At 51.9% G+C, this 17,689-nt stretch carries 18 protein-coding genes; 10 read left to right on the top strand and 8 right to left on the bottom strand.

All coding sequences use genetic code 11. From position 1 onward, the window contains the following. Window positions 1–42 precede the first annotated feature (42 nt). On the bottom strand, window positions 43–723 hold the full coding sequence (gene dpiA, locus OGY68_RS07605) for a two-component response regulator DpiA (RefSeq protein WP_003831279.1): 681 nt from the start codon (window positions 721–723) through the stop codon (window positions 43–45). Further along, window positions 692–2,353 carry a sensor histidine kinase DpiB gene (gene dpiB / locus OGY68_RS07600; RefSeq protein WP_008784080.1) on the bottom strand — a complete coding sequence of 554 codons (1,662 nt, stop codon included), beginning with the start codon at window positions 2,351–2,353 and terminating at the stop codon, window positions 692–694. Before dpiB ends, dpiA begins: the two co-directional genes overlap by 32 nt. Before the next feature lie 391 nt (window positions 2,354–2,744). Here dpiB and citC point away from each other — a divergent pair, with 391 nt between their 5' ends. The 8 genes from citC to rna all read left to right on the top strand — a co-directional run bounded on the left by citC (window position 2,745) and on the right by rna (window position 10,399). After that, window positions 2,745–3,821, top strand: a complete 1,077-nt coding sequence (gene citC / locus OGY68_RS07595) for a [citrate (pro-3S)-lyase] ligase (protein WP_003831277.1) — start codon at window positions 2,745–2,747, stop codon at window positions 3,819–3,821. Then, window positions 3,818–4,114, top strand: coding sequence for a citrate lyase acyl carrier protein (gene citD, locus OGY68_RS07590; RefSeq protein ID WP_003831276.1), 297 nt, complete (start codon window positions 3,818–3,820; stop codon window positions 4,112–4,114). The genes citC and citD overlap by 4 nt, the downstream gene beginning before the upstream one ends. Next, on the top strand, window positions 4,111–5,019 hold the full coding sequence (locus OGY68_RS07585; protein ID WP_003831275.1) for an aldolase/citrate lyase family protein: 909 nt from the start codon (window positions 4,111–4,113) through the stop codon (window positions 5,017–5,019). The genes citD and OGY68_RS07585 overlap by 4 nt, the downstream gene beginning before the upstream one ends. 9 nt (window positions 5,020–5,028) lie before the next feature. Next, window positions 5,029–6,561, top strand: a complete 1,533-nt coding sequence (citF, locus tag OGY68_RS07580; RefSeq protein ID WP_057067702.1) for a citrate lyase subunit alpha — start codon at window positions 5,029–5,031, stop codon at window positions 6,559–6,561. A 3-nt stretch (window positions 6,562–6,564) separates the two neighbouring features. Next, on the top strand, window positions 6,565–7,119 hold the full coding sequence (gene citX, locus OGY68_RS07575; RefSeq protein ID WP_003831273.1) for a citrate lyase holo-[acyl-carrier protein] synthase: 555 nt from the start codon (window positions 6,565–6,567) through the stop codon (window positions 7,117–7,119). Further along, entirely contained in the window at window positions 7,088–7,993 is a 906-nt protein-coding gene (gene citG, locus OGY68_RS07570) for a triphosphoribosyl-dephospho-CoA synthase CitG (protein WP_057067701.1), read from the top strand. The genes citX and citG overlap by 32 nt, the downstream gene beginning before the upstream one ends. Before the next feature lie 25 nt (window positions 7,994–8,018). Continuing rightward, entirely contained in the window at window positions 8,019–9,482 is a 1,464-nt protein-coding gene (gene citT, locus OGY68_RS07565; RefSeq protein WP_003831271.1) for a citrate/succinate antiporter CitT, read from the top strand. Between the two features lie 110 nt (window positions 9,483–9,592). Next, a complete protein-coding gene (rna, locus tag OGY68_RS07560) occupies window positions 9,593–10,399 on the top strand; it encodes a ribonuclease I (RefSeq protein ID WP_048236469.1) in 807 nt (268 codons plus the stop codon). 41 nt (window positions 10,400–10,440) lie between these two features. On the opposite strand, the gene OGY68_RS07555 is transcribed toward rna, so the two are convergent. Next, the gene (locus OGY68_RS07555; protein ID WP_057067700.1) at window positions 10,441–11,064 is read right to left on the bottom strand and encodes a flavin reductase family protein; all 624 of its coding nucleotides are present in this window, start codon (window positions 11,062–11,064) and stop codon (window positions 10,441–10,443) included. A gap of 96 nt (window positions 11,065–11,160) precedes the next feature. Continuing rightward, complete coding sequence (locus OGY68_RS07550; protein ID WP_048235896.1) at window positions 11,161–11,991, bottom strand: alpha/beta fold hydrolase; 831 nt, start codon at window positions 11,989–11,991, stop codon at window positions 11,161–11,163. A gap of 275 nt (window positions 11,992–12,266) precedes the next feature. Between OGY68_RS07550 and rnk the strand changes: the two genes are divergently transcribed. Further along, window positions 12,267–12,677, top strand: coding sequence for a nucleoside diphosphate kinase regulator (gene rnk / locus OGY68_RS07545; protein ID WP_003831264.1), 411 nt, complete (start codon window positions 12,267–12,269; stop codon window positions 12,675–12,677). Window positions 12,678–12,860: 183 nt separating this feature from the next. Continuing rightward, window positions 12,861–13,289, top strand: coding sequence for a universal stress protein UspG (gene uspG, locus OGY68_RS07540; protein ID WP_003022101.1), 429 nt, complete (start codon window positions 12,861–12,863; stop codon window positions 13,287–13,289). Window positions 13,290–13,358: 69 nt separating this feature from the next. On the opposite strand, the gene OGY68_RS07535 is transcribed toward uspG, so the two are convergent. From OGY68_RS07535 to OGY68_RS07520, 4 genes are read right to left on the bottom strand one after another with little or no spacing between them, the layout of a single operon-like run. Next, window positions 13,359–14,126 carry a dimethyl sulfoxide reductase anchor subunit family protein gene (locus tag OGY68_RS07535; protein ID WP_057067699.1) on the bottom strand — a complete coding sequence of 256 codons (768 nt, stop codon included), beginning with the start codon at window positions 14,124–14,126 and terminating at the stop codon, window positions 13,359–13,361. Next, window positions 14,126–14,683 (bottom strand): 4Fe-4S dicluster domain-containing protein, encoded by a 558-nt coding sequence (locus OGY68_RS07530; protein WP_008784074.1) that lies wholly within the window; start codon window positions 14,681–14,683, stop codon window positions 14,126–14,128. Before OGY68_RS07530 ends, OGY68_RS07535 begins: the two co-directional genes overlap by 1 nt. Then, a complete protein-coding gene (locus OGY68_RS07525) occupies window positions 14,680–16,950 on the bottom strand; it encodes a molybdopterin-dependent oxidoreductase (protein WP_286616927.1) in 2,271 nt (756 codons plus the stop codon). The genes OGY68_RS07530 and OGY68_RS07525 overlap by 4 nt, the downstream gene beginning before the upstream one ends. Next, window positions 16,947–17,501, bottom strand: coding sequence for a TorD/DmsD family molecular chaperone (locus tag OGY68_RS07520; protein ID WP_057067697.1), 555 nt, complete (start codon window positions 17,499–17,501; stop codon window positions 16,947–16,949). The genes OGY68_RS07525 and OGY68_RS07520 overlap by 4 nt, the downstream gene beginning before the upstream one ends. Window positions 17,502–17,689 lie beyond the last annotated feature (188 nt).

The raw sequence follows: 17,689 nt of genomic DNA, 5'->3' as shown, positions 1-17,689 counted from the left end.
GATGCTAAAGCATCTTATCCGGCCTACGTCAGAAATCAGCATTTAGCCGCCGTGATAGATACGCTGCGGCCTACCCACCTTACCGTGAATAATCTCCGCAATAATCAAATGTCGGCTGGCACAGTACTCCAGGTAGCGTCTGGAAGTCGTTCGGCTGATAGTGAGCGCCTGGGCGATCGTTTCTGCTGTATGGTGTACCGTCGGATCGGCAAATAATTTCAGCACTGCATTCAGCGTTAAGGCATCAATCCCGGTCGGTAAATCCCCTTTCGGCTCGCCCCGCGCGTAGGCATTAAACATCTCATCTATCTGCTTTTGACTGGCGCTATCATTACCGGCCAACATGCGTCGCCGCTGTTGATAACGCGTCAGGGTCTGCCCCAGCCGCTCGTAGGCAATGGGTTTGACCAGGTAATCAAACGCGCCGCTGCGCACAGCTTCGGAGACTGTTTCCATGTCGCTGGCCGCCGTGGTAAACACCACACCGCCCGGATAACGCGCCTGGGTTAGCTCATGCAATAAGGTAATTCCCTTGCCGTCCGGCAAGTAGTTATCGAGCAGAATCAAACCGGGCTTAAAACGCTCAATCATCATCCTCGCCTGCGCAAGATTACCCGCCAGCCAAATCTGGCTGAAGCCGGGTATATGGCGGATATATTCAGCATGCATTTCCGCCAGTAGCGTTTCATCCTCAACGATCAATAGCGTTAATGGTTCCGTCATTGTTTTTTTTCACTTTCGGAAGAAATAAAGAAAATAAGGTGCCGCAGGGGGAGTTATCTTCGAGCGTAATCACCCCGTCACAGCGCCTCACATAACTTGCAATAAGATACAAACCGATGCCATGTTCACCTGGTTCATCGGTACGGGTGCTCACACCCTGTTCAAATATTTTTTCACGCAATGCTTCCGGCACACCGCATCCCTGATCGGCAACTTCGATGATCACGTCATCCCCCTCATCGCTCAAATAGAGTTCGACGACCTTGTTGCCTTGCTGGGTGCGCAAGCTCGCTTCAAATGCATTATCAAGCAGATTGCCAACAATTGCTGCAAACTCTGTGCTATCCAGCCCCTCGGGGAGTTGATGCAGTTGGCTGCCCGGAACAATAGTCATGGTGAGACCCAGTTCCCGCGCGCGCTGCACCTTGCCAAACAACAGACCGGCTACCTGACGATCGGCAAACGCGCCGCGCAGACTGTCAATCAGTTGCTGTTGCGCCTGGGATTCCCCCTGCACCATGGCCAGAACCTTGTCATACTCTTTCATTTGCAGCAGACCATTGATAGTCGACATCCAGTTCAGATGCTCATGACGCAGCGTCCTCAGGCTCTCTACATACTGTTTGATTTGCGTTAACTGCGCATTAAGAGTAGCAATTTCATCTTTACTACGAAAACTGATGATTGCCCCAAGCAGTTCGTCACCGGAGCGAATCGCCTCACGGTTGGCGATAACGCTCAGTCCATTAAAGTTGACCATCGCGTCCTGTCGTTTTTCCGCAATCTGTTGGGTGAAAAAGTCCGCTGGCTGAACCACCTCACTCACCGGTTTTCCAAGCCACTTTCTCCCAGGTGAAGACAGCCCCAGCATTTTCCTCGCACTGCGATTTATTGCGGTGATATATCCATCAGGATCCACGGCAATCAATCCTTCATATACCGAGCTGAACAACGCTTCCTGCTGACGTACCACACGCGCAATTTGTTTCGGTTCCATACCCAACATCTGCCGACGAATATGGGCAGCGAAAAACCAGGAGAGCAGCATAAGTACCAGCAACAGGAGGATAAACACGCCGGCCATCGGAAGTAAGAAGTCCGATCGCCAGCTATCGATTTTGCTGATCAGATAACCAATTGAGACTACGCCAATGATTTTGCCATCGTCATCAAAGATGGGCGTTTTAGCGCGCATTGCCATCCCGATGGACCCTTTACCGGTAATAAAGTAGCTCTCGCCTTTTTCCAGCGCACCGGGTTTGGTGAACTGCATCGGATAGCCAATCTTTTCCGGGTTCGGATGATATAGACGAATGGAGTTGGTATCCCCGATAACCACATAGTCGAAGTCAGTTCCGCTCTGCAGTTTGTCGGCAATCGTCGCCAACCGCTTGTAATCACGATGCTTAACCGCCGTGATGATACTGTCGTTAGAGGCGATGATTTTGGCCTGATTCATTGCCATATCGCGGACATGCGTTGCCAGATAATCTTCAAAGCTGGCGGTGAAGTATTGTGCCAGGGCGGCAATGATAAAAACAGAAACGACCAGAATGAGCAGAAAGATACGTAAAGGAAACGCCAGACTGCGGAAAAAAGGAAACCGTGTTTTATTTTTCTGTTCTGCCATCACATTTTTCCTCACCGACGTTAACTAAAACTAATTTCTCATTGTAGTTGTAATTAAAATGTTCTATTTACACGTTATGGTATAAAACAAGATCGTTGCAGATTCCCCACCTTAAATCAATTAAACAAATTAAAACCACACCTTATTTTAGGGTTAAATTAATTAAAAAACTTAAAACCATAAAACACATTAAAACCTTCTAACTTATTGTGAAATAAATCAAAAATTACCTCCAAAATACCCCTTACGATGTATGCAGCAGGGAAAAAAAGAAATACTCCGTAATAAAAAACCATTCCCTTCAATTGCAAACAAAACGTTATCAGGTTGCTAAACAGAGCAACAAAAACAGAAACCCAGTAACAAATATAGCATCGGGGCTCTATTCACTATGTTCGGTAATAATATATTCACGCAAGTTAAACGCTCAGAAAATAAAAAGATGGCGGCTATCGCGCAATTTCTGAAAGAGAATGATTTGAGCGTAGATACGACCGTCGAAGTATTTATCACCGTCACCCGTGACGACCGTCTGATTGCCTGCGGTGGTATCGCTGGGAATATTATTAAGTGTGTCGCAATCTGTGAATCTGTCCGCGGCGAGGGTTTAGCGCTGACGCTGGCGACTGAGTTAATCAACCTTGCCTATGAACGCCATTGTACGCACCTCTTCATCTATACCAAAACCGAGTACGAATCGCTGTTTAAACAGTGCGGTTTTTCTACGCTCACCAGCGTTCCCGGCATTATGGTATTGATGGAAAACAGCACCACACGTCTGAAACGCTACGCCGAATCACTGGCAAAACAGCGTCATGATGGGAAAAAAATTGGCTGTATCGTCATGAACGCCAACCCCTTCACCAACGGACACCGTTTTCTGATCCAACAGGCGGCCGCGCAATGTGACTGGCTGCATCTGTTTTTGGTGAAAGAAGATACCTCACGTTTTCCGTATGAAGACCGCCTGGATCTGGTGCTTAAAGGAACAAAAGACATTCCACGTTTAACCGTGCATCGCGGTTCGGAGTACATCATTTCCCGCGCCACGTTCCCGTGTTACTTCATCAAAGAACAGAGCGTTATTAACCACTGCTACACCGAAATAGACCTGAAAATCTTCCGCCAGTATCTGGCTCCGGCTCTCGGCGTCACGCACCGCTTCGTCGGTACTGAGCCGTATTGCACCGTCACCTCCCAGTATAACAACGACATGCGTTACTGGCTGGAGACCCCAACGCTTCCCGCCCCGCCGATTGAACTGGTGGAAATTGAGCGGCTGTGCTTCCAGGAGATGCCGATTTCCGCCTCCTGGGTGCGCAAGCTGCTGGTTAAAAAAGATCTCACGGCTATCGCATCCCTGGTCCCTGACGCCACGCTGCAGTATCTGCAAAGCATGGTTGAGCGAGCCTCATCGGGTGCGGCAGTCCGCCAAAATACCCCCGCATTAGCAACAGGTGAAAAATGAAAATAAACCAGGCAGCCGTCGCAGGCACACTCGAGTCCGGTGATGTGATGATTCGCATCGCCCCACTCGATTCGCAGGATATTGACCTGCAGGTTAACAGTAGCGTCGAAAAGCAGTTCGGTGATGCCATCCGGGCCACCATTCTGGACGTTCTGTCCCGCTACAACGTACGCGGCGTGCAATTGAATGTTGATGATAAAGGCGCACTGGACTGCATTTTACGTGCGCGACTGGAAGCACTACTGGCCCGCGCTGGCGGTATTCCGGCACTGCCATGGGAGGATTGCCAGTGATTTCCGAATCTTTGCAACAACGTAAAACTCGTACTCGCCGCAGCATGTTGTTCGTACCGGGCGCCAATGCCGCCATGGTCAGCAACTCGTTCATCTACCCGGCAGATGCACTGATGTTCGACCTGGAAGACTCCGTCGCGTTGCGTGAAAAAGATACCGCTCGCCGCATGGTGTACCACGCGCTGCAGCATCCGCTGTATCACGACGTTGAAACCATCGTGCGTGTAAACGCCCTCGACTCCGAATGGGGTATCAACGACCTTGAAGCCGTGGTACGTGGCGGTGCTGACATTGTACGTTTACCGAAGACCGATACCGCGCAGGATGTCATCGACATCGAAAGCGAAATTCTGCGTATCGAAAACGCCTGTGGCCGTGAGCCAGGCAGCACCGGTCTGTTAGCCGCCATCGAATCGCCGTTAGGCATTACCCGCGCGGTAGAAATTGCCCATGCTTCCGAACGTCTGATCGGTATTGCCCTGGGTGCGGAAGACTATGTACGTAACCTGCGCACTGAGCGCTCACCGGAAGGTACTGAACTGCTGTTTGCCCGCTGCTCTATTTTGCAGGCTGCACGTTCTGCCGGTATTCAGGCGTTCGACACCGTGTATTCCGATGCCAACAACGAAGCGGGTTTCCTGCACGAAGCCGCACATATCAAGCAACTGGGTTTTGACGGCAAATCGCTCATCAACCCGCGCCAGATCGAACTCCTGCACAACCTGTACGCCCCAACGCGCAAAGAACTGGCTCACGCCCGTCTGGTTGTGGAAGCCGCTGAAGCCGCTGCTCGCGAAGGTCGTGGCGTAGTTTCCCTGAACGGCAAAATGGTCGACAGCCCGGTTATCGAGCGCGCCCTTCTGGTTATCTCCCGTGCAGAACTTTCCGGCATTCGCGAAGAATAAGGCAAAAAAATGACGCAGAAAATCGAACAGTCTCAACGCCAGGATCGCGTGGCGACCTGGAGCCGTCATGCAGAAAGTGAGCTTTCCGCTTATCAGAGCACCGCAAAAGTAGAATTGCAGGCGCAAAAACCGCGCGACAAAAAGCTGTGCGCTAACCTGGAAGACGCCATTCGTCGTTCTGGTTTACAGGATGGTATGACCATCTCTTTCCATCACGCTTTTCGCGGTGGCGATCTGACGATTAACCTGGTGATGGACGCCATCGCCAATATGGGCTTTAAAAATCTGACGCTGGCCTCCAGCTCTCTGAGCGACTGCCATGCTCCACTGGTTGAGCACATCCGTCAGGGCGTGGTTAGCCGCATTTATACCTCCGGTCTGCGTGGCCCGCTGGCGGAAGAAATCTCACGTGGCCTGCTAGCCGAACCGGTACAAATTCACTCCCACGGTGGCCGTGTGCACCTGGTGCAAAGTGGCGAGCTCAGCATTGATGTGGCGTTCCTCGGCGTGCCGTCCTGCGACCAGTTTGGCAACGCCAACGGTTATACCGGTAAAGCATGCTGCGGCTCACTGGGCTATGCCCGCGTAGACGCCGAAAACGCGAAACAGGTTGTCCTGCTGACTGAACAACTGCTGACCTATCCGCATAACCCGGCCAGCATTACGCAGGATCAGGTAGATCTGATCGTGCAGATCGATCAGGTCGGCGATGCGGACAAAATTGGTGCCGATGCGACCCGCATGACCACCAACCCGCGTGAACTGTTAATCGCCCGTAGCGCGGCTGAGGTCATTGCTAATTCCGGCTACTTCAACGAAGGCTTCTCACTGCAGACAGGAACCGGCGGCGCCTCTCTGGCCGTTACGCGTTTCCTGGAAGACAAAATGCGCAGCCGCGATATCCGTGCCGACTTCGCGCTGGGCGGCATTACCGCTACCATCGTTGACCTGCACGAAAAAGGCCTGATTCGCAAACTGCTGGACGTTCAGAGCTTTGACCGTAACGCCGCAGAATCGCTGGCCCGCAATCCAAACCACATTGAGATCAGTGCCAACCAGTATGCCAACTGGGGCTCAAAAGGCGCATCCGTCGATCGTCTGGACGTCGTGGTGCTCAGCGCGTTGGAAGTTGATACCAGCTTCAACGTTAACGTACTGACCGGTTCTGACGGCGTACTGCGCGGCGCATCCGGCGGTCACTGCGATACCGCGGTTGCCGCTGCGCTGTCTATCATCGTCGCGCCGCTGGTTCGCGGACGCATCCCGACCCTGGTTGATAACGTGCTGACCTGCGTAACCCCAGGCTCCAGCGTTGACATTCTGGTCACTGACCACGGTATCGCCGTCAACCCTGCACGTCCGGAACTGGCAGAACGTCTGAAAGAAGCCGGTATGAAAGTGGTGTCCATTGAATGGCTGCGCGAACGTGCACAGCAGCTCACCGGTCAGCCATGCGCTATCGAATTCACTGACCGCGTGATTGCCGTTGTGCGTTACCGCGATGGTTCAGTGATTGACGTTGTGCATCAGGTGAAGGAATAAACCATGCACCTGCTCCCTGAATACGCCACCCAACACGCGGTTTCCATTCCCGAGCTGCTAGCCAGCCGCGATGAGAGACAGGCAAGGCAACAGGAGTGGCTGACACGCCACTCTGCGCCGCTGGTCTCGTTTACCGTCGTCGCACCGGGACCGATTAAAGACAGCGAATTAACCCGTCGTATCTTTAATCACGGCGTAACCGCCTTGCTCGCGTTGGCGAAACAATCCACCTGGATTGTCAGGGAGCAAACAGCGCTGGTTTCTGCCAGCGGTCCAGAAGGTCTTTTGTCTATTGAGGCTCCGGCCCACGACCTCAAGCTCGCCACAATTGAACTTGAGCATTCACACCCGCTGGGACGGCTATGGGATATCGATGTCCTGACCCCTGAAGGGGAAATTCTGTCCCGGCGTCATTTCGCACTCCCTGCCCGCCGCTGTCTGCTGTGCGAGCAAAGTGCTGCCGACTGTGCGCGGGGTAAAACCCACGCACTTTCCGACTTACTCACTCAGATGGAGGCACTGCTGCATGATGCCGATTCCCGCAACATCAACCAATAACGCAGTCCTTCCTCTGGATCTGCCTGATGCTTACGCAACGCTTGCGTGGCGCGCCATGTTGACTGAAGTCAACCTGTCGCCCAAACCCGGTCTAGTAGATCGTATTAACAACGGCGCGCATAAAGATATGGCGTTGGAAGATTTTCATCGCAGCGCTGAAGCGATTCAGTCATGGCTACCACGTTTTATTGAATATGGGGCGTTTAGCGCACAGCTGTCGCCTGAGGATGTATTGAAAGGACTGCGCCCGCTGGGCATGGCCTGCGAAGCCGATATGTTCCGCGCCACCGCCGGGGTGAACACCCATAAAGGGAGCATCTTTTCACTGGGACTGCTGTGCGCCGCCATTGGCCGCCTGCACCAGCTCCAACTCACTGTTACCGCTGAAACCATTTGCTCTACGGCAGCAACATTTTGCCGTGGCCTGACCGAGCGCGAACTGCGCCAGAACAATCAACAACTCACGGCTGGCCAACGTCTTTATCAGCAATTGGGATTAACCGGCGCACGGGGCGAAGCCGAAGCGGGATATCCGCTAGTCATCCAGCATGCCCTGCCGCACTACCGCGCACTGCTGACTCAGGGCCGCGACCCTGAACTGGCGTTACTCGACACATTATTGCTGCTGATGTCTATCAACGGCGACACCAACGTGGCTTCACGTGGCGGCGCAGAAGGTCTGCGTTGGTTACAGAAGCAGGCCACCGCCCTGATGCAGCAAGGGGGGATTCGTACCCCTGCCGATCTCGAATATCTACACCAGTTCGACCAACAGTGCATTGAACGCAACCTCAGTCCCGGAGGCTGCGCCGATCTGCTGATCGTCACCTGGTTCTTAGCTCAGATTTCACAAGTTCATCATTATCACAATTAAAGATCCTTTCCGGAGAATCACACACATGTCTTTAGCAAAAGATAAAATATGGAAGTTATTGGCCCCCCTGGTCGTCATGGGTGTCATGTTTCTTATCCCCGTCCCTGATGGAATGCCTCCACAGGCCTGGCACTACTTTGCCGTGTTTGTGGCGATGATCGTCGGTATGATCCTGGAGCCAATTCCGGCAACAGCGATCAGCTTTATCGCCGTAACGATCTGCGTTATCGGCAGCAACTATCTGCTGTTTGATGCTTCAGAACTGGCCGACCCGGCGTTTAAAGCGGGTAAGCAAGCGCTGAAATGGGGTCTGGCGGGCTTCTCCAGCACCACCGTGTGGTTGGTGTTTGGTGCGTTTATCTTCGCACTGGGTTATGAAGTCACCGGTCTGGGTCGTCGTATCGCGCTGTTCCTGGTGAAATTCATGGGTAAACGTACCCTGACGCTGGGCTATGCGATTGTTATCATCGACATTCTGCTGGCACCGTTTACTCCATCTAACACTGCGCGTACCGGTGGCACCGTATTCCCGGTTATCAAAAACCTGCCGCCGCTGTTTAAATCATTCCCGAACGATCCTTCCGCGCGCCGTATCGGTGGATATTTGATGTGGATGATGGTCATCAGTACCAGCCTGAGTTCCTCGATGTTCGTGACCGGCGCTGCGCCTAACGTGCTGGGTCTGGAATTCGTCAACAAAATTGCCGGTATTCAAATCAGTTGGTTGCAGTGGTTCCTCAGCTTCCTGCCGGTCGGTATTATTTTGCTGATCGTTGCTCCGTGGCTGTCATACGTTCTGTACAAACCAGAAGTTACTCACAGTGCTGAAGTTGCCGCTTGGGCCGGTGATGAACTGAAAGGCATGGGTAAACTGACCCGTAAAGAGATAACGCTGATCGGTCTGGTACTGCTCAGCCTGGGCCTGTGGGTCTTCGGTGGTAAACTGATTGATGCAACCGCAGTGGGCCTGCTGGCTGTCTCCCTGATGCTGGCGCTGCACGTTGTACCGTGGAAAGACATTACCCGTTATAACAGCGCATGGAACACTCTGGTTAACCTCGCCACGCTGGTCGTTATGGCGAATGGTTTAACCCGTTCAGGCTTCATCGACTGGTTCGCCAACACTATGAGCACGCACCTGGAAGGCTTCTCGCCTAACGCGACCGTGATCGTTCTGGTGCTGGTGTTCTACTTTGCTCACTACCTGTTTGCCAGCCTTTCCGCTCACACCGCCACCATGCTGCCGGTTATTCTGGCCGTCGGTAAAGGTATCCCGGGCGTGCCGATGGAACACCTGTGTATCCTGCTGGTACTGTCCATCGGTATCATGGGCTGTCTGACTCCATATGCAACAGGCCCAGGCGTTATCATCTACGGCTGTGGTTATGTGAAGTCCAAAGACTACTGGCGTCTGGGTGCTATCTTCGGCGTTATCTACATCGCTATGCTTCTGCTGGTCGGCTGGCCGATTCTGGCAATGTGGAGCTAATCATTCCCGTTCACGCTTGATGAAAATGATGCCAGTCAGCTAAACCTGACTGGCATTTTTTATGATTAAATAGATGATATTCAGAATTTATATAAGTGTCCGAAATCATCATGACATCAACATGGCGTTATTCTTCGTTGCTGGCAGCACTCCTGCTACCAGTTTCTGCAGCTCAGGCCGATGAACTTCAGGCAAAACAGTACGCTGATTTTGACAGCTATGTGCTGGCTCTCTCCTGGCAAACCGGATTTTGTCAGAGCCAACACGAGCGTAATCGTCAGGAGCCTGACGAATGTCGTTTGCAAAAAGAGAGCGCAGACAAAGCTGATTTCCTGACCGTTCACGGTTTATGGCCCAGCCTGCCTAAATCCATTGCTGCCCGTGGAGTAGACAATCGCCGTTGGATGCGTTTTGGCTGCGCGACTCGCCCTATTCCCAACCTGCCTGAAGCCCGCGCCAGCCGTAAATGCGCGGCCCCCGAAACCGGGCTGTCGCTGGAAAGCGCGGCAAAACTCAGCGCCGTAATGCCCGGCGCTGGAGGAAGATCCTGTCTGGAACGTTACGAGTATGCCAAACATGGCGCGTGTTTCGGTTTTGATCCCGACGCGTACTTCGGCACGATGGTGCGGCTGAATAATGAGGTTAAGGACAGCGAGGTGGGCAAATTCCTGGCGGAAAACTACGGCAAAACCGTCAGCCGTAACGCATTTGACGCCGCCGTTGCCAAAAGCTGGGGCAAAGAGAACGTCAAAGCTGTGAAGCTAAGCTGCCACGGCAATCCAGCGTATCTCACTGAGATCCAGTTATCCCTGAAAGCCGACAACATCAACCAGACGTTATCTGCCCAGTCATTCTTACCGCAACCGCATCCGGGTAGCTGCGGTAAACAGTTTATTATCGACAAAGTGGGATACTGAAACTTGCGACCGACGCTGCGAGCTGGCGTCGGTCCGTAAACTTAGCATTTTGCACGGGCGTCCGGGCGAACTAAATCAAAACGATGTGTTTCACTGATCGAATAATACGCCGTTGGCCCACCTGCACGCAGTACCGGTTTCGCTTTCGCCGTCTGATAGATGCCGTCTTCCAGGAGCGTTTCATCTATGTGAATGCCTACCACTTCTCCCAACACCAGCCAGGTATCAACCGGTGAGCCATCAGCGGTAGTCAGTTGCAGGCTTTGCGATAAGCGACACTCAAAATTGACCGGGCTTTGCGCCACGCGCGGCACGTTGACTATCCGGCTATCTGCCTTGCTAAGCCCGGCGGCAAAAAACTCGTCCTCACCGTGCGGCAAGCTGGCTGACGTTTCGTTCATCGCAGTGGCCAGCTCAAGAGTCGTCAGGTTCCAGACAAATTCACCGGTTTCGATAATATTCTGCACGCTGTCTTTCCAGCCGCTGCTGGCGAAACCGATAATCGGCGGATGATAGTTAAAACAGTTAAAGAAACTGTATGGTGCCAGATTGTGCCGACCGTTGCTGTCACGCGACGCAATCCAGCCAATCGGGCGCGGTCCAATGATGGCATTTAGCGGATCATGCGGTAAGCCGTGTCCCTGTGACGGTTGATAGAAATACATAGCGTTCCCTGTTGAAGTTAACGTCAGCGCAGCACAAATTATGCTTCGCTCATCCCCCTGGAAAAAGAAGATCAGCGTAGAACAATCTGCCAACGATTACGACTGAATAAAGTTGAGCAGGTCACCGTTGATCTGTTGCTTATGGGTGGTGCAGATGCCATGCGAGCCGCCGACATATACCTTTAACTGCGAGTCCGGCAGCATTTCCGCCGCGACCTTTCCGCAGGTTTCAAACGGAACAATCTGATCGTCATCACCGTGGATCACCAGCGTCGGGATGGTCATCTTTTTGAGGTCTTCACGCAGATCTGTTTCCGAAAACGCATGAATGCAGTCGTACAACGCTTTGATGGACCCTTGTAAGCCCTGTTCAACAAAACTTTCCCGTACAGCTTTCGACTCTTTCGCGCCAGGACGATTGTAGCCATAGAATGCAGCGGTCAGCTCATAGAAAAAGGCGGCGCGATCGTTCACAACCCCCTCACGGATGCCATCGAATACCTCTTTCGGCACGCCATTTGGGTTAAAGTCAGTCTTGATCATGATGGGCGTCACCGCGCCAATTAACACCGCTTTTGCCACCCGCTGCGTCCCATGCCGGCCAATATAACGAGCCACTTCCCCACCGCCGGTAGAGTGCCCAACATGTACGGCATCTTTAAGATTGAGATGCGCGGTAAGTTCAGCCAGGTCGTCAGCATACTGATCCATATGATGTCCATCCCAGGGTTGGGCCGAACGCCCATGTCCGCGCCTGTCATGGGCGATCACACGAAATCCTTTCGATCCAAGGAACAGCATCTGATCTTCAAACGCGTCTGCCGTCAGCGGCCAACCGTGACTAAACACAATAGGTTGTCCACTTCCCCAGTCTTTAAAATGCAAATAGCTGCCGTCTTTCAAGGTAAGTTTGTCGTACTGGCTCATGAGATCTCCTGTCGCGGAACACTGAGTTGTTTGACGCGCCCGCAGCGAGCGCTTAAAAAGCATAATGCAAATTGGAGAACGATCACGTTTTTCGGCTAAAATCACACCATACGCGACAAAATTGATGATTTACCTGAATGTGAACTAAATCACTTCAAACATGGGGTAAGTCTCAGTATCATCATAAAAGCTAAACCCTTGCCGCCTGACGGTGAGGGTTTTCTTTTGGGATTATTTACCTGCGCACCCGCAGTTTCGACGACATGGAGTAATAAATGTCCAGACCAACTATCATCATTAACGACCTCGATGCGGAACGCATTGACCGCCTGTTGGAGCAACCTGCGTTTGCTGGTTTACCGATTGCCGACGCCCTTAACGCCGAGCTGGATCGTGCCCAAATGTGTTCTCCAGAAACCATGCCGCACGACGTCGTGACCATGAACAGCCGCGTGAAATTCCGCAATCTGAGTGATGGCGAAGTCCGTGTGCGTACCCTGGTGTATCCGGCTACTATGACTGACAGCAACACACAGCTTTCGGTAATGGCACCTGTCGGCGCTGCACTTCTGGGGCTGCGCGTTGGTGATACCATTCACTGGGAACTGCCAGGCGGGACCTCAACGCACCTCGAAGTTATCGAGCTTGAGTACCAGCCTGAAGCTGCAGGCGACTACCTGCGCTAACTCTGTCTTATCAAAGCCACTCGCTTTATCTTACAGGGGATGCATCCGCATCCTCTTTCCGGTTAGATCTCCCTGCTCCTCGCTTTCTTTCCTGTTCGCAAAACATAAATCTGTGTCGTGACTGACAGAATCATTTTTAATACTATGCTGTTATGTGTTCATGTAATGACAAGGAGAATGTTTATGTACAACACAATCATAATGCCAGTTGATGTATTCGAAATGGAACTGAGCGACAAGGCTATTCGCCATGCAGAATTTCTGGCCCAGGATAAAGGGGTTATCCATCTACTGCATGTGCTGCCAGGCTCAGCGAGCTTAAGCTTGCACCGCTTTGCAGCCGATGTCCGTCGTTTTGAAGAGCATCTGCAACACGAAGCGGAAACCCGTCTGCAAACGATGGTCGGTCACTTCAGCATCGATCCTTCCCGTATTAAGCAACACGTCCGCTTTGGCAGCGTACGTGACGTGGTCAACGAATTGGGTGAAGAGTTGAATGCGGATGTCGTTGTCATTGGGTCGCGTAACCCATCAATCAGCACCCATCTGCTCGGCTCTAACGCTTCCAGCGTTGTTCGACACGCGACTTTGCCAGTGCTGGTTGTTCGTTAACAGCCACTGATTTGCTAAAGAAAACCCCTGCCAGGTTAACGCCTGACAGGGGTTTTTATTACCTCACGATTAATACAAATGGCCGATATTCACGATGGAGCTGATCGTATCGCCAAAAAACGTCAGACGGCTCAGGAATATGCCAACAAACAACAGGACGAAAAGCGCTTTTGCGCGATGCTCGCCCTGACGGCTAAGCACAAAGGCCACCGCCAGACACACCAGACTCGCCAGATAAAGTGGCGACGTCAGCCAGGCATGCGCCGTCATCTGCATGATGGTGCCACCGCTTAGCCAGATAATGGGTGCGGCGATCATGACTGCCATACACACGACAATCCCCTGGCGCAATGCAGCAACGGCAGGTGCGAGGTTAAGCAGTGGAATCGCAGCACACCCCATCACCCACACCGTGATGAAGAACAACAGCATTGTCAGACCGTTGGCAATCGCCACCATTGCCGGGGCGGCATAGGTCATCCCCTGTACCGCCACCAGCGCGATACCGAGAACAGAGGCCAGAACAGCTGGTGCTTTGTGCCCTTTTGCCAAAAACGTCACCCCGACAGCTGCACCGTATAAAGTGGCGCCCAGAATCTCTCGGCTCAGCCAGGCATGCTGCAGGTTGATCAAGGCATCGTAGGCGCGGTCCGGATGCGCAAGGTGTAATATCGCCGCCACGGACGCCGCCGCCAGAACCAGTCCACTTACCAGCCAGTACAGGCGCTTGCTCTCCAGTTTTCCTTGCAGCACACGCAGCGTCAGAATGAGCGTGATCCCAACCGACATTTGGCTTAATACGGTAAAAATGACCAGAGGAAGTTCATACTTTTCCATTACTTGGCCTCCGGCTGCTTTGGTTGACGCGCAAGGATAAAACGCGTGCCAGGATTAAGCTGCGGCATACGCGGGAATCCCGGCGGATACTGCACCGCATTATCAGGTATAGGATCGGCATCCAGATCGATAAGCGTCAGCGCACCTACCGGACAGGCATTCACGCACGCCGGCTGCATGCCAACATCAAGACGCTCATAGCACATGCTGCATTTTTCCGCTTTTTTCGTCTCTTCATTAAAGCGCGGCGCACCGTATGGACAGTTGCGAATACAGTTTTTGCATCCGATACAACGTTCCGGGTTATGCACTACAACGCCATCCTCACGTTTGGTGTACGCCTCTACCGGACAAGCCGCCAGGCAGGCCGGATTTTCGCAGTGGTTACAGGCCAGCGAGTAGAACGCTCGCTCTTCATGCGGATAAATTTCTTTATCCAGCGGGTAGACGTAGCGCCAGAAACGTTCTGGCTCCAGCTGGTTAAAACTCTTACACGCCATCGCACAGCCACGGCAGCCGATACACTTATCGCTATTAACTAAAAACGCGCGCCTCATGCCGCTGCTCCTTTATCGATCAAAATGATGTCCGCAAACTGACTATGGATGGCCGCACCTGGCGCACCAGTTTTCATCAAGCCCATATCGGCTGGAGTATCCGCCACTACGTTTTGAACGTTGTATTTCCGTTTCGGGAACCAAGCCTCGTACATCACCAGGAAATCCTCCGGAACGTTAGCGGTTACCTTCGCACGTAACTCCACCTCACCTGCGGTGTTAAACACTTTCACCAGGTCATTTTCAGCGATGCCTCTTTTCCCGGCGGAAACCGGGTGCATATAAACAAACGGTTCAGGATAGAAGACCTGCATCCAGTCAAGGTTGATGAATTGGGAATGGATACCGAACTGGACATGCGGCGTAAACAGGTGGAATGGCAACGTGCTTTTTGCCTCCGGTTTGTATTCCGGCAGCGCCGTATGACCATTTTTCTCACACAGCTCAGATTTGAACTCAAACTTTCCAGAGGGCGTTTTAAACTTACGGTCATACCAGGCCGCAGAACTTGGCAGAATGGCTTTTTTCGGCCCTTCCAGTAAATCATCCCAGGAGGAGATACCAAACATTTTGGCCATTCCGTCATTGAACTCCTGGTCCAGCCAGCGCTTATGATCGAACTCCTGCGGGAATGTGCAAGAACCCGGCTCCAGCTTGTTGATTGTGCGGGAAAGTAAAACGGCGATTTCCAGATCGCATTTTGCCTCATACATTGGCTTAATTGCAGGCTGGTTGATTGAGAGCCAGTAGTGCCAATATGAGGCGTCTACGTTCCACTCTTCAAAGGCTGTGGTGACAGGCAAAACGATATCGGCATGCTGGACGGTCTCGTTAAAGAATTGGTCGGCGCACACCACCATTTCCAGTTTTTCGAATGCTTTTTCCATCTTGCTGCGATCAAAATCCTGAGCAAACGGGTTCTTACAGGCAACCCAAAGCATTCGGACAGGCGGCTCATTGGCTTCCAGAATTCCCTTTGCGGTCTGGTTGATATTCAACGAGCGATCGGAATACTGTGCGACTTCCTCCCCAGAACCAAACTCGCTGGTTGTGCCCGCCGCCCCCGGCATCCCAATGGAGCCTAGCGGTGGCTTCTGCAACATGGCATTGTAGTTAAAGCCCCAGGTATGCAAATGACCGTAGCGAGCGCCACCACCCTCAATGCCAATATTGCCGGTCATTGCCACAAAGGCATCGATCGCCCGTACGTTAGCGCCGCCGTTGACATGGCGCTGCATGCCGTAGCCAATCCACACGGTAGCAGGGTTAACCGCGGTAAATTCTTCCGCCAACTGGCGAATAACATCCGCCGACAGCCCGCAAATCTCAGATGCCCACTCTACGGTAACGTTATTACGCAAATACTCTTCAAATTCAGCATAACCATGGGAATAGTTGTTAACGAAATCCTGATCAACCAATCCTTTGTCCACCAGGTGGCGTGCCATGCCCAGCGCCAGAGCGCCATCTGATCCTGGCCGAACACGTAAATAGAGATCGGCTTTCGCAGCGGTTTGGGTTAACAGTGGATCGATAACGACCACTTTTGCGCCTTTTTCCCGCGCCTGATAGATGTACTTCATGGTGTGCATAGAGCACCAGGCCGGGTTAGCGCCCCAGATAATAATGTATTTGGCTTTCACCATATCTTCCGGGTCGTTACACCACATGTCGCCCATGTCGTAGTTTTGCGCGTCGATACCGGCTGGCCAGCAAGGTGTTCCGGCAAAACGGGTGGTGTAACCCAGTGAAGACATCATCCCTTCAACGGCATAGTTCAATACACCAAATTTGCCTGAGTACTTGGTCAGCGCCAGACCCAACATTGAACCATCTTTCTTTTTAATCTCCAGCATCTTGGTCGCAATGCGCTGCATTGCTTCATCCCAGGAGATACGACGCCAGTTACCGCTGCCGCGAACATCCTGAACCATCGGATATTTAATGCGGTCCGGGCTGTATACCCTACGTGGATAGCTCAATCCCTTCACACACGGAGTTCCATGCGTAAACGTTGATTCAGGCGCGCCTTCCACAAAGGTGATGACGTCATCCTTCACCCAGGTTTTCAGGCTACAAGTGTCATAGCAGTTACGTGGACAGGCGTTACGATAGATTTTGTAGGTTTTGGGATTAAACGGAATTGGCGGTTGCGCCAATGCACAGCGTGAAGTCAGCAATCCCCCTGGCAGGGCAGCCACCGTTCCAAGGGCAATCAACCCTTTCAAAAATGAACGTCTGTTCAGAACTCCCGGTTCATTACTCATATTGATACTCTCGTGTTTAATTCATCAAGCCAAAAAGACAACCTTTCCGCAACGTTTTTCAACGTAACGGTTTGTGCATTTATATGTATTTTTTCTATATACGCGGGCATCCACATCGCTATATACTCAATTACATATTGAGTCATAACGATCTGGTATTCTGCTGATAGCCTGGCATTTGCCGATAATAAAACGGCTAATTCCAATACGCAGGAAATATGATCATCCGGGATATTATTTACATGGTTTATAGATAGACCTATATTTGCCATGAATTCCCGAATGCTTAAGGTTGATTTACCCATTACGAGGGCATCTTCTTCAAGGTATACCGAAGCGAACGGCGGGGCTTTTAGCGTCTGCGGCCCAACAAATAGTGCATTGAAGTCGTACTCCGCCTCCAGCCACTCCTGCTCTGTTAGCGTTGAGGCATTTGTATCTAAAGCTGAATAAGCCGCTTTCAGCGTGTAACTATCGTGAGAGATAAAAAAATCACGTAACAATAACCCTGTCGATTCAAAGATCGTCAGGGTTTCATATATTTCACCCATGAATTAACCAACCATTTATTCACACAACAAATAAAAAAATAATGCAGGTTAATATAATAAAGATAACGCCCTCTCTTTCTTTGATGAAAATAATGATCAGGCTAATTAAGTGAATGTTTTAAACGGTTTATTGTTTCAAGAATTGACAATTTAAGTGTATGGAAATAAAAAACCGCCAGCGGATGACT

Origin of the sequence: Citrobacter sp. Cpo065, from assembly GCF_030332805.1 — a bacterium.
Taxonomy (GTDB): Bacteria; Pseudomonadota; Gammaproteobacteria; order Enterobacterales; family Enterobacteriaceae; genus Citrobacter; species Citrobacter portucalensis.
This window is presented reverse-complemented; position numbering and strand designations above follow the sequence as displayed.

Coding starts and splice junctions, on each gene's coding strand:
- citD (WP_003831276.1), top strand. CDS start 3,818: ATGAAAATAAACCAGGCAGCCGTCGCAGGCACACTCGAGTCCGGTGAT.
- rna (WP_048236469.1), top strand. CDS start 9,593: ATGACATCAACATGGCGTTATTCTTCGTTGCTGGCAGCACTCCTGCTA.
- OGY68_RS07535 (WP_057067699.1), bottom strand. CDS start 14,126: ATGGAAAAGTATGAACTTCCTCTGGTCATTTTTACCGTATTAAGCCAA.
- citC (WP_003831277.1), top strand. CDS start 2,745: ATGTTCGGTAATAATATATTCACGCAAGTTAAACGCTCAGAAAATAAA.
- dpiA (WP_003831279.1), bottom strand. CDS start 723: ATGACGGAACCATTAACGCTATTGATCGTTGAGGATGAAACGCTACTG.
- uspG (WP_003022101.1), top strand. CDS start 12,861: ATGTACAACACAATCATAATGCCAGTTGATGTATTCGAAATGGAACTG.
- rnk (WP_003831264.1), top strand. CDS start 12,267: ATGTCCAGACCAACTATCATCATTAACGACCTCGATGCGGAACGCATT.
- citG (WP_057067701.1), top strand. CDS start 7,088: ATGATGCCGATTCCCGCAACATCAACCAATAACGCAGTCCTTCCTCTG.
- dpiB (WP_008784080.1), bottom strand. CDS start 2,353: ATGGCAGAACAGAAAAATAAAACACGGTTTCCTTTTTTCCGCAGTCTG.
- citX (WP_003831273.1), top strand. CDS start 6,565: ATGCACCTGCTCCCTGAATACGCCACCCAACACGCGGTTTCCATTCCC.
- citT (WP_003831271.1), top strand. CDS start 8,019: ATGTCTTTAGCAAAAGATAAAATATGGAAGTTATTGGCCCCCCTGGTC.
- OGY68_RS07520 (WP_057067697.1), bottom strand. CDS start 17,501: ATGGGTGAAATATATGAAACCCTGACGATCTTTGAATCGACAGGGTTA.
- OGY68_RS07525 (WP_286616927.1), bottom strand. CDS start 16,950: ATGAGTAATGAACCGGGAGTTCTGAACAGACGTTCATTTTTGAAAGGG.
- OGY68_RS07530 (WP_008784074.1), bottom strand. CDS start 14,683: ATGAGGCGCGCGTTTTTAGTTAATAGCGATAAGTGTATCGGCTGCCGT.
- citF (WP_057067702.1), top strand. CDS start 5,029: ATGACGCAGAAAATCGAACAGTCTCAACGCCAGGATCGCGTGGCGACC.
- OGY68_RS07555 (WP_057067700.1), bottom strand. CDS start 11,064: ATGTATTTCTATCAACCGTCACAGGGACACGGCTTACCGCATGATCCG.
- OGY68_RS07550 (WP_048235896.1), bottom strand. CDS start 11,991: ATGAGCCAGTACGACAAACTTACCTTGAAAGACGGCAGCTATTTGCAT.